Below are 11,355 nucleotides of genomic sequence, written 5' to 3'. Positions count from 1 at the left end.
GCGAATACTATTTTTTGTATAGTACTACAATAGTTAGTTGTGTTCGTAGCGTTATTATGTATGATTTTAACTATATGTATATAATTGATAAATTACATTACTAATTAAATTTATAGTACTATATTTAATTGCTGATTATATAGCACTATAATATAATTATTATATAGTGTTGTTACAGGCAATATACTGTATAAATAATAATGTATTTATATATATGTTATGTCGTTCTTTTTCGTAACGTGTCTATTGCGTGTTATTCGGCGCGTGTTACCAGTGAACGAGTTCTTAGTATGTAAGGCGTTGTCTATTCGGCGCGTGTTACCAGTGGGCGGGTTCTCAGTGCATTAGACGTGGTCTATTCGGCGCGTGTTATTCGGCGCGTGTTATTCGGCGCGTGTTATTCGGCGCGTGTTATTCGGCGCGTGTTATTCGGCGCGTGTTATTCGGCGCGTGTTATTCGGCGCGTGTTATTCGGCGCGTGTTATTCGGCGCGTGTTATTCGGCGCGTGTTATTCGGCGCGTGTTATTCGGCGCGTGTTATTCGGCGCGTGTTATTCGGCGCGTGTTATTCGGCGCGTGTTATTCGGCGCGTGTTACCAGTGGGCGGGTTCTCAGTGCATAGGGCGGGTGCAATAGGTTCTTTCTAATGATTCGCTTGCGGGTTTAAAAAACTTGCAGTTATTGGCTAGATACAGACTTTTTAAAATCGTCGCTTCACTTCGTTTATAAAAATTTAAAGCGAACTATCACAGATATAGCGTGCATAGGACGCGGTCTATTCGGCGCGTTACCAGAAAATTTTTTACAGGAAAATTTTTTCTATTAGCGGAAATTAAAACGGAATTAATTTAAAACGGACTATTACGGACTATTACGGATATAGCGTGATTGCAGGGGGAGGGGGGGAGCATTTTGTAAGTTAAATAAAAGGTAAAAAAGCTGATTAGAAACATTATTGTAAATGGCTTGTGAACGTATTGATAAATTGAAAATAACGCGAAATAAGGCTGTTTTTCTGCTAAAAAATAGCGTTTTTTCTGTAATTTCTCTGTCAAAAACCTAGCTTTAGGTTCTTTCACACACCGCTTAAGCGGTCGTCTATAGACGCGCAAAACGTGAAAATTTATCGATTTTTCACAAAATTTGTCGGTCGCTTTGTCGCTTTTTCAAACATCTTTATCAATAAAATCAACGGTAATTTTTTGAATTTGGCGACACGACCCGCTTTTTATCTGTCGCCTAAAGCGACAAGGTTTTTTTATTTTTGCGTATTATGTAAAAAAGACATATTACGCCACTTAATACGCGCAAAAAAAAAACATAACCTACTGTTTTTATTAATTTGCGTAATATCGTAATAAGAAAATAAAGATAGTGGATACACACTATAATAGAAAAGTGGGGAATGAAGAAAAAAAACAAACAAACAACAGGTGTGTTATTAGATAGTGATATTTATTATTACGATATTACGCCACAATAAAAACAATAAGATACAATTATGTTTTTATGTGTGAAATTATTAAAAAAATAATAAAAAATAATTAGTTAAGTATTTTTTCATAAAAAAATATATTGCGTAATAAGTGTTTTTTTACATAATACGCAGACAAAAAAAACGCGCTTTATTTTTGGTAAGCGCGTTTTTCAATCTTTTGTATTTAAAAATTAAAATGGTATAACAACAGGTATTTCATTAGTTGAATAGATACCATAATCATAAATCAGTTGTATCAACTGAGTTGTATCATTGCCGTTTTTTACATCATTCTGTAAAGCTGTAATTAAATCAGCTAGATAGTCGTTAATATTGTAGTCTTTTGATTCATGCTTGAAGCGTGTCAAACATTCACAAACAGCAATATGTGTCGATTTGGGGTAAGGCAGTTTATTAATTTCAGTCTTGCACCAGTCATGATATTCAACGCTAATAATATCAATAAAATCATTAGTCTGAGAGTTATCATTAACGATAAAGTCGGGTGTGTGCGTTGTCTGTTTATCGACTTCCACCCCTGAGAGAGTGAAATAACAATTAGTGTGACCCCGTGATTCAGAGAACTTTAACCCCTTATAATCACAGTACATTTTTAGCCAGTTTGTGAAAGTCCGTTGTTTAATGGCTTTATAGCCGCGATTAAAGTCGGGATATTCTTCTATAAAGTTGTCATAAACAACTGATTTATCAAATTTTTCGTTGCGTGGTATGTCATCAGCAAACTCGACAAACTCGTGAGCGGTTTCATCGAGTAATTTACGTAATTTCAGATTAATAACAACAGGTTCAATCAAACCGCGCTCAAGATAAAACTGTAAACAGTGCAACATGTAATTATCAAAAAGTAACCATTCTGATTTATCCCACTCACTAAAGAACATGCAACTAAACTCGACGGCGGGCGTGAATTTGTCATCATAATAATAAGACAATTCAATTTCATGCTTGCGTGCTCTATGACTTGCACTATCTCCCCTTATCGTGTGGTTAGTCGTCATTGCTACCTTTATAGCCTGTTTCAGGGGAATAAGTGGGGAATTCTTACGTTCAATTGTGAGAGAACCTAATGATATTTCTGATAAAACTGAATAAAAAACTTCAAGTTTGAAATTCTTATCAATATCATCAAAAAAAATGACTTCCGTTGACGGCGTAGCATGTTGAAATTTAAAGCGATTTCCTGAGTCAAAAGATTTGCCATCGATAATCGTGACGTTGCGAAATTGTCTTATAGCAGACATGCTTAACCCTTTACCGCTACGCCCTTCATTGCCTAAGTCGCTTACTTTTTCATCACAAAACACCGTTGCTTTTAATTGGTTAGGATTACAAAAGCGGTGCATTAGATAGCCCATAGTGCTTTTTAGCACTGAGAAGCGTTTATTTATAAGCTGTTTCTGCTCATTGGTAGGCGGTTTTTTTCTAACATCAGCGGGCGAACACACGTTATATTGAAAACGGGCAAACATGCCATTGCGCAATTCAGACTTAGGCAATAACTCGATATCACGGTCTAAAACGGAATCTTTCCAAATAATTCCATTTAGTTGTGAATAAGGAATAGTATCAATACTGTCCTTAGTCACCACGACTACAGCATTACGATAAAACACGTATGAACTTGTTTTACTGTCAGTAATAAACGGTTTTTTAAGCGGTTTTAAGCAAGATAATACAGCATGACCAAAATAAACATTGCTTGCCTTAATAAGTGCGCTTCTTAAATCCCTAGCGTCATGTTTTTCAGTGATAACACCGTCTAAACTGTCAACATAACTTAATGTAAAATCTCTGATTTTTTCCGCGCTTGCCTCCTCTATCAATGAGTTATTGAAAATCTGCACTAAGGTTGATTCTAACGGGTTCAAGTAAATGCGAGAGAATCCGCTTTTTTCTAGGAAATTCAAGAAATCAACGTTACTTATTTTTAATTCACCTTTCTTATTAACGTACCAAAAAACATACTTACGTTTTTTCAGAACGGGCGCGGGCGTGTTCTCAGTGGAATTTATCGCTTCAATATCCAGTGCAGGCGCGGGCGTAGGCGGGTTCTTAATCGCCTTTTTCGTCTTAGTTGCAATGTTCTCTACCGTTGCATTATCAATGCACGGCTTAATTGCTTCTAAACTAGACTCAATATGTAAATCATTAAAATCTTTAGAATTGTCAGATTTTGGATAGGCAAGTTTAAAGCCCGTATTTTGGCAAGCATTCAAGGCTTTATTTAATCCCACATTTTCAGAATTGTTAATGTCATTGTCTGCACAAACAACGACATTAACAGTATATTTTCCCTTAGTGGTAAGCCAAGATTTTAAATGAGTCGCAACATTGCCAATATTGCCCGCGTCTAAAGCACACAAAACAGCATAACCCGTTGCAAGATGTATGCTTGCACCCGTTGCGAATCCCTCACAAATAGCGATATTCAGGGCTGTTGTATAGTCACCAATGGCAATAAATCCACCCTGTTTTTTTAAACCAGTGCTAAAACGTTTATCGCCGTTGTCATAAATGCGCTGTAAACCGCGTTTATTGCCCTCAATATCAGTTACCAATAGGGCAATATATTTGCCTAGCTTATCGTTACTAAAACGCAATTCAACGGGCAATTTAACGGCTATTTGCTTACGGTTTAGATACTCACTAACACCTGTTACAGGCAATTTATCGAACTTTGTTAAATCACTGGTAACTGTTGATTTAGTGGTTTGTGGTGTGGATATGGGAATAGTTTGTGTAATGGGTTTAGCAGCCTGTAAAGGCTGTTTATTGAGCTTAAACGCTTCCCATAACTCTTTAACGCGGGCAGTGCTTTGATACGTAGATTGACCGTTTTTAAAATGGTTATAAAGCACGTTTAAAACGGGTTTATTGCGTTGTACGGTTTTAATTACCTTGTAACCCGCTTTACTCTTTGCGGTTTTTCCATTGACTGATAACGTTATGAAATCATCAGTATTACAAGATAATGTACTGATTGTATCGTGATTGTCTGCACTCGCTTGTTGATTTAACCAGTTAAGCGCGTGAGTATAAATGTCTGATTCTATAGCGAGTTGATTATCGATTAACCATTGTTGATAAGAAGTCATGAAAATTTTTCCTACTCGTAAAAGCAGGAAACTACAGATAAACCGTTAATTATTTTGATTAATGTAAATATTTACATATTTAAAGCTATTTAAAACATTTACATACTGCTCTATTCTATACAAAGGGGTTTTACTGGAATAAAACCCCTGTTTTTTCGTATTTAAATGAGCTATAATAACGACTTAGTAGTTCCTACATATACGATTTTTTAGTGAATAGTAACCCTGAATTGAGTGTCGAAAACTTGCAATTCAGGGTTTTTTTATGCCTATTGGAAGCCAGCACACGGCTTAATTACTATGAATAGAAAAATATGATTTTACTGAATAAGTAAGTTGTTATCAAATAAAAACATTTACTATGAAAATAAATGAAAAATCATGTAAATAATATTTATTAAGTGCACTAACTGTTGGAACACTTCATAAAAAATAATAATTATATTAATTAATCTATTAGCTATATAACTGCATCAGTAATTGATGCAGTTATACCTACTGCATCAGTAATTGATGCAGTTATACCTACTGCATCAGTAATTGATGCAGTTATACCTACTGCATCATATTTTTTGAGACATTTTTGCATCCATTGCATCTTCAATTGCGCCCAAATCGTCTAAGGCATCTCCTGCTAATGCAGAAATTGCGTGATTTGAATAAACCCCTCTATTTTCGTATAGAATTTCGTTTAGTGAAAAACAAGCTGATTCAATAATAAGCAACTTTTTTCGCAATTGATGAAAAAGAATTTCTACATCGATGTAAGCCTTATCAGTCATGAGTCCTACCTCAAAAAAACGTTACAAATGAATACGCCCACGTTAAAAAACGCGGGCGCGGTTAAATACCTAACTACGAAGACATTCATTAAGTAGGCTTATATCGCCGATACTTTTATCTTTTCCAGCAATGTGTATTGCAACAATACGCATAACAATCTGATAATAATCTGAATTTGTGCGAGTTGCTTCTATTACAATTCCTAGTCCCTTACTGCTTTCTACAAAAATATCTTTGTAGAATCTTGTCCCTATAAACTCTCTAATGGCTATATCGACAGGTTGAAAGAAGCTTGTAAGTTGAACACGTTTACCGTTTTCTAATACCATGAGGTAATGCGGTCCCCCAAATTTTTCATCACGCTCGATAAAGTCAATTTCACTTGCAGGGATATATCTAAGCCATTCTCTGCTAGACACTACGCCCCGCGCTTTTAAAGCCTTTAATTGAGCGTCGAGGCTATCTGACAACCCCAAATACTGCGATAAGCATTGTTTAACAACATCATTGTTATGTGTAGCAATAGCAAAAGCGTTGAATGCACCCGTGATGTAACAATTCAATTCCCTATCGCTTAACTTCCCTGCTTTCCAGTGATTTACAGCCTTATCAAACACAAGTTGATAATTCATGATTACCCCTTAGCTTTCTTAAACTGAGAACGCTTAGAAGTGCCGCAATCAGGGCAATACTTTTGCCAGACAGTTCGAGCCTGATAATCCTGTCCACACGCTACGCACTGATAAGTCTGTCCTACCACTTTTCTATCAGTTGCGTTATGCACGCTTGCATCATGCAATGACGTATTGAGCGGTTCATTATCAGGGGTGCAATCGTCACTATTGGCTGTATCAGGGCTTGCGTTATGCAATGCGTTACGCATTGCGTTATGCACGCCTGCATTATGCAAGGATGCATCATGCAATGACGTATCAGGCGGGTTATCAACGGGCAAAAACAAATCAACAACATCATGCTGATGATTGCCTGCATTACGCATTGCATGATGCAAGGATGCATCATGATTGCCTGCACTAGGCAATTGAGCGCGGCTAGGTTGCGTATTGACTTGGTAGCCTGCACTGACAAATTGAGGCATTAAAGGAGTGGACAACTTAGAAGCAAACAACAAGACAATAGCCGTTAAGACTTCATAAGCAACGGCAGAAAAAGCCAAGAATAAGGCTTGCATAAATGAAGGCTTAAAAGACAATAGGCTTGCTTGCGTTACGAATAAAGGATGTACAAGACTATCTGAATTAGACACCACGCCCGCCGATTGCATAGCAGTTAATGCTTGACCCTTAGCGGTTAAAGCAAGCTGATACTGATTAAACTGAGAAACAACCCCACTGTGTTTATTCAAATCAGCAAGCAAGGGCTGTATTTGAGCACACGCCTCATTAGCCCGTGATTTAAATTGCACCCCCTTACTGTCAGTCTTTGGCGTGCATACCCCGTTGCTATACGACATATACCCGCTAAAACTAGCGACAATTGCATTAATCGCCTGATTAATTTCATCAATTTTCGCTTTAGACTCATTAACGACACTTTCATCAATCGCAAGCGATTCAATACGTTTACTTGCCTGTTCTAAGTCATTCTTAGCGACTTGTGAGGCTAGGCTATTTCTAGCAGTTTCCTGCTCATAATGGGCTTGCGAATTCGCCATAAAGCCAAGATGTGTTTGTGTGCCTATCGTAAAACACACCGTAGCCCAAATAAGCCACGCAACAATCGAAAGAGAACCATAACCCGCCCGCCCTAAATGATGACTAGCAACGGGTAAAACGCCACTGAGAAGCGAAAAGAAAAAACCGATAAAGCCATAAATGACTTTTTCTAAAGGAGTGACGGCAAAAGACTGATAAAGATAAATAGCCGTGCCTATACCCACAAGCAACATGCCTACACCGATAACATGTAAAGCGGGTGTAATGGTAGGGCTTGATTGTATTGCGGGGTATTGATTAGTATTTGCGTACATATCTGTAAGCTCTAAAGTGAAGGTTAATAGACCACACTGAGCAAACAGACAGCAATAGAAATATAAACAATATCAATTGTTTATAGATGTGAAAATGCTGTATAATTTTCATAGTGTACATACTGGTAATCTCAGTGTGGACAAAGTGCTTAGTAATCGACTCGCAATCGTTATTAAGCGCGGGCGCGGTGTAATTTATTGCACCGCGTTTTTATATTACTCCTACCAAAAATAACCTGTCAAATTATGAGAAAAATCATAATATCTATATTGTTTTTACTTCCTACTATTGTTTTAGCTGATGACAAAAAAGCGTTTTTAATGTCATTACCATTTTATGAAAATTTAGTTTGTAAACCAGACCCTTATATTGTTTTAGAGCAAGTTTTACGTTGGGAAATAGAGTATTTAGAAACACCAGAAATATTAGCAATACCAGAAAGTAAACAGTTTTTAACTAAAAAGTATGATGATTTAAATAACTTAATAAAATTATGTGTGGAAAATCACAATAATTAGGATATTTATTTATGAAAACATCTGATTTATATGAAAAAGATGTAAATGAATGGGTTACAAGTCAGATTCAACTATTAAAATCTGGCAAATTGGAACTAATTGATATTGAACATCTTATAGAAGAATTGCAAGATATGGGCAAAAGCAATCGCAGGGAATTAAGCAACCATTTAAAAATCCTGATTGCCCACTTGCTCAAATGGCAATATCAATTAAAACTGTTGATAGATAAATATAATGGTTATGAAGGGAAAAGTTGGAAATTAACAATTATTGAACAACGCTTTCAACTAATGGATTTATTAGAAGATATACCTAGTTTAAAACGTGAATTGCAAGAAACAATAAAAAAATCATACCCTAAAGCGGTATTGCTTGCAGTAAAAGAAACAAACTTGCCACAAGCAATTTTTCCTGTTGAATGTCCATACACGATAGAACAACTATTAGATGATGATTTTTACCCACACTAGAAACTACCATCAATAAAAAAGCTGTTTTAATTGGATGAAACTGGATGGAGTTGGATGGAGCTGGATGGAGCTGGATGAAAAATGAAATAAGATTTCATTTTTCATCATCAATAATCTTGTCTTTACCGTCCATTAATCCCTGCAAATAAACAAGTATTTTACTTATTATTATCGTGATTTTTTGCCTCTCCTTTGAAGAAAAAAACTATAGATACTTTAAACACGTATTCTTTTTTGCAACTAGGGCATTGATACACCTCATGGCTTTCTTTTTCGTATATGTCAGTGTCTTTATAACCACAATAAGGACAAACTACCCCGAGATAATCACCAAATTCTTCAATATCGATATCCATGTTTTTACGCCCTTAAACAAGTATTTTACTTATCATCATCAATAATCTTGTCTTTACCGTCAGTAAGCCCGCCCAAACAAGCGAGAATCGTTTTTAAGCCTGCGATTTCGTTTTGTGGGTAGCGTCCTTTACCCTGCATATAAGCAAGCATTTTGTGCTTAACAACGGCTAACTGATAAGCATAAATCTCTTTAACAGTTCTATGGCTAAAGTCCTTTAACTCACTATCATCTTTAAAAGTAGGTATATCTACGCATAAAGGACTATCACGCTCATCGACAATCGCCTGCATATCATCATCAGATAAACCACTCACAACGCCTGTATCTCGCTTCACATTCAACCCGTGTTTATCAGCAAAACGCTTAATCGACATGTGCGATATATCCATATCAAGCGAATCTTTGCACCAATTGGCGATAGACTGATAACTATCGCCCTGCAAAATTTTGGCTTCAATCGCGCCCCTATGAGGGGAAGTCTCGATTTTTTGCGGTTTATCAATAGCCATTTATTCCCCTTTTTGAGCGATTTTAGCAATCAAGCGGTTATGATTTGAATCAATACCATGTTTTTCATGATGTTTATTTAACATAGCCTGATTCTCAGGATTATCGAACCATGATTTAATTGCCACATAAGAACAGCCTAACTCTTTCTGAATCCACGCACTTGATATATAACGCTTATTAACAAACACGGGTTTATCAGCAAGCAAAACAACCTGATTATCAGTAGCGTTTAAATCCATTTGTTTCTTAACGAGTTCCTGAATACGTAAAGTATTTTGTTCGTTACGGCTTAATTTATCCGTATCGTTATCTTTCTCAATAAAACCTAAAAGAAAATCAAGCAATTCCATATCACTGGAAACACTACCCCGCGCTTTAACACTAGCCAATTTTTTCGCGTTCTCAATACGTAGTTTAAGACTGTCTGCAATTTCCGCGTTACGGGTTGAAACTCTAAAAACATCAATAGCTTTTGTTGACATGATAAAACCCTCTAAAGAAGTGATTAAGTATTTACTATGAAAATAATTATAATATAGTACTACGTTTATGTCAACAGCAATATAGTACTATCTTAAAAAATTAATATTCTAAGGGGTTAATCATATATTGCATATAGTTTTCAGCGGTTTGTTTAGTAGCATGACCTAAAACATCAGTAGCAAAAGTATTCAAAACAGATAAAGGAGCAAATTTTCTTTGTGCAATATGAACGTAAATACTACGTAATGCCTTAGGTTCTAAATGATTAAAATCTGTAAGGCTATCAATAGACTGATTAATAGCACGCTTAACATGTCCGTTTAAATTACGTTTAACCGCTTTCCCTACCGCGTTACTGGTCAATGAATGTACTTCATTCTCTGATTTATCGCTTAACGGCTTCATAGAGCGGACTTTATTCAAGGCTGTAATGATTCTATTGGCATCAGCTAAAACAGGGATAACGAAAGAATCACGGGCATTATTGACCGTTACACCACAACGGGCATTTTTTAATTGACCTGAAAAAAGCACATGATAATTATCAACATATTCAAAATTTGCACTTTTAAAAATCTCTGTTGACCTTCTACCCGTCAAAAGCATTAAACCCGTAGCAATATCATAAACACTATTAGAATCGAGCAAACTATCCGCTTTTTTAACCATATCCACATAATTACAAACGATTAAGCGAGATTCACCATATAAATACTGCTCTTTTCGTTTAACTTCGCTTGTCTCGTATGCTTTTGTTTCTTCTTTCGTAAGCACTAGATACTTAACGGCTATATGCGTTTTCCCCACATATTTATCTGTGTATGTTACGGCTAAATCATGCCCTGAAAAACGCGCCCGTATGGCGTTACGGTAATCAGTACGAGCACGACGTAATGTGGTTAATGCTAAGTTACTACGTAAATAAGAAAGTTCCTTTTTACAATAAGCATTTACAGCGTCACGATATGCTTTTATGCACGCTTTATTGTCACCAGCTAATTTAATACGCTCTAAACCGTCCAAAAACTCGTTAATTCTTGCTGTAGTTGTCATGATAATTCCCCTTAACTGATGATGAAAACATTATAGCACTATACTATAGTTTTGTGAATACGTAGTGCTTAAAATTTTTATTTTAATATAACTGTTACACATAAAAAATATGCACGTAACATCATAACATTTGTTTATTTACAAATAGTTAAAAGCGGTTTGGCGCGACAAATACCAAAAAAATATAAAACGATACAACAGGCTTATTTTTATCCATCTATACGCATAAATAAATAACAGCATAACGTAACGTAACATATAGTAATAAACGACATATTTTTTAATACTACATATAACAACATAAAATATAGTATTGTAAATATTTATAGTGCTATGAAACAAAATATATAGCACTACATGTTTAAAATTAAAGTGCTACATATATAAATATAAAGTACTACACAAGCTCGTAGTACTATACAAAAAATAGTATTCGCTACGAAAACCCCTCGCTACCGTAGTGCTATGAACTTCATAGCACTATATAACGCTACGATACCCCTGCAATCAGAGTGCTACGCAATAGCACTTAAATCGTAGTGCTATACTTTTCTTTCTTTTCTATAGTGCTCACTCTAATTAGAGTGAGCACT

Annotated in this window: 11 protein-coding genes; 3 read left to right on the top strand and 8 right to left on the bottom strand. The window is 35.9% G+C overall.

Going from position 1 to position 11,355, the window contains the following annotated elements:
• Positions 1-350: 350 nt before the first annotated feature.
• Complete coding sequence (locus tag BEGALDRAFT_RS00055; protein WP_157237523.1) at positions 351-647, top strand: hypothetical protein; 297 nt, start codon at positions 351-353, stop codon at positions 645-647.
• A 1,021-nt stretch (positions 648-1,668) separates the two neighbouring features.
• On the opposite strand, the gene BEGALDRAFT_RS00050 is transcribed toward BEGALDRAFT_RS00055, so the two are convergent.
• From BEGALDRAFT_RS00050 to BEGALDRAFT_RS00035, 4 genes are all read right to left on the bottom strand, one after another.
• Positions 1,669-4,593, bottom strand: a complete 2,925-nt coding sequence (locus BEGALDRAFT_RS00050) for a toprim domain-containing protein (protein WP_002682441.1) — start codon at positions 4,591-4,593, stop codon at positions 1,669-1,671.
• A gap of 563 nt (positions 4,594-5,156) precedes the next feature.
• On the bottom strand, positions 5,157-5,375 hold the full coding sequence (locus BEGALDRAFT_RS00045) for a hypothetical protein (RefSeq protein WP_002682439.1): 219 nt from the start codon (positions 5,373-5,375) through the stop codon (positions 5,157-5,159).
• Positions 5,376-5,444: 69 nt separating this feature from the next.
• Entirely contained in the window at positions 5,445-6,008 is a 564-nt protein-coding gene (locus BEGALDRAFT_RS00040) for a hypothetical protein (RefSeq protein ID WP_002682438.1), read from the bottom strand.
• Between the two features lie 2 nt (positions 6,009-6,010).
• Complete coding sequence (locus tag BEGALDRAFT_RS00035) at positions 6,011-7,366, bottom strand: hypothetical protein (protein ID WP_002682436.1); 1,356 nt, start codon at positions 7,364-7,366, stop codon at positions 6,011-6,013.
• 246 nt (positions 7,367-7,612) lie between these two features.
• On the opposite strand from BEGALDRAFT_RS00035, the gene BEGALDRAFT_RS00030 reads away from it, so the two are divergent.
• On the top strand, positions 7,613-7,885 hold the full coding sequence (locus BEGALDRAFT_RS00030) for a hypothetical protein (RefSeq protein WP_002682435.1): 273 nt from the start codon (positions 7,613-7,615) through the stop codon (positions 7,883-7,885).
• Positions 7,886-7,896: 11 nt separating this feature from the next.
• Positions 7,897-8,358, top strand: coding sequence for a DUF29 domain-containing protein (locus tag BEGALDRAFT_RS00025; protein WP_002682433.1), 462 nt, complete (start codon positions 7,897-7,899; stop codon positions 8,356-8,358).
• A 158-nt stretch (positions 8,359-8,516) separates the two neighbouring features.
• On the opposite strand, the gene BEGALDRAFT_RS00020 is transcribed toward BEGALDRAFT_RS00025, so the two are convergent.
• The 4 genes from BEGALDRAFT_RS00020 to BEGALDRAFT_RS00005 form a co-directional block, all read right to left on the bottom strand.
• Positions 8,517-8,714 carry an SIR2 family protein gene (locus BEGALDRAFT_RS00020; RefSeq protein WP_002682431.1) on the bottom strand — a complete coding sequence of 66 codons (198 nt, stop codon included), beginning with the start codon at positions 8,712-8,714 and terminating at the stop codon, positions 8,517-8,519.
• Between the two features lie 25 nt (positions 8,715-8,739).
• Entirely contained in the window at positions 8,740-9,225 is a 486-nt protein-coding gene (locus BEGALDRAFT_RS00015; RefSeq protein ID WP_002682428.1) for a hypothetical protein, read from the bottom strand.
• Complete coding sequence (locus tag BEGALDRAFT_RS00010) at positions 9,226-9,708, bottom strand: hypothetical protein (RefSeq protein ID WP_002682421.1); 483 nt, start codon at positions 9,706-9,708, stop codon at positions 9,226-9,228.
• Between the two features lie 100 nt (positions 9,709-9,808).
• A complete protein-coding gene (locus BEGALDRAFT_RS00005; protein WP_002682420.1) occupies positions 9,809-10,762 on the bottom strand; it encodes a protelomerase family protein in 954 nt (317 codons plus the stop codon).
• Between the last annotated feature and the right edge of the window lie 593 nt (positions 10,763-11,355).

Origin of the sequence: Beggiatoa alba B18LD, from assembly GCF_000245015.1 — a bacterium.
GTDB classification, from domain to species: domain Bacteria; phylum Pseudomonadota; class Gammaproteobacteria; order Beggiatoales; family Beggiatoaceae; genus Beggiatoa; species Beggiatoa alba.
The sequence above is the reverse complement of the archived record's forward strand: the minus strand, read 5'-3'. Positions and strand labels throughout refer to the sequence as shown.

What these genes read in the sequence shown, in the direction of transcription:
- BEGALDRAFT_RS00050 (WP_002682441.1), bottom strand. Translation starts at nt 4,593, where the DNA reads ATGACTTCTTATCAACAATGGTTAATCGATAATCAACTCGCTATAGAA.
- BEGALDRAFT_RS00045 (WP_002682439.1), bottom strand. Translation starts at nt 5,375, where the DNA reads ATGACTGATAAGGCTTACATCGATGTAGAAATTCTTTTTCATCAATTG.
- BEGALDRAFT_RS00040 (WP_002682438.1), bottom strand. Translation starts at nt 6,008, where the DNA reads ATGAATTATCAACTTGTGTTTGATAAGGCTGTAAATCACTGGAAAGCA.
- BEGALDRAFT_RS00035 (WP_002682436.1), bottom strand. Translation starts at nt 7,366, where the DNA reads ATGTACGCAAATACTAATCAATACCCCGCAATACAATCAAGCCCTACC.
- BEGALDRAFT_RS00030 (WP_002682435.1), top strand. Translation starts at nt 7,613, where the DNA reads ATGAGAAAAATCATAATATCTATATTGTTTTTACTTCCTACTATTGTT.
- BEGALDRAFT_RS00025 (WP_002682433.1), top strand. Translation starts at nt 7,897, where the DNA reads ATGAAAACATCTGATTTATATGAAAAAGATGTAAATGAATGGGTTACA.
- BEGALDRAFT_RS00020 (WP_002682431.1), bottom strand. Translation starts at nt 8,714, where the DNA reads ATGGATATCGATATTGAAGAATTTGGTGATTATCTCGGGGTAGTTTGT.
- BEGALDRAFT_RS00015 (WP_002682428.1), bottom strand. Translation starts at nt 9,225, where the DNA reads ATGGCTATTGATAAACCGCAAAAAATCGAGACTTCCCCTCATAGGGGC.
- BEGALDRAFT_RS00010 (WP_002682421.1), bottom strand. Translation starts at nt 9,708, where the DNA reads ATGTCAACAAAAGCTATTGATGTTTTTAGAGTTTCAACCCGTAACGCG.
- BEGALDRAFT_RS00005 (WP_002682420.1), bottom strand. Translation starts at nt 10,762, where the DNA reads ATGACAACTACAGCAAGAATTAACGAGTTTTTGGACGGTTTAGAGCGT.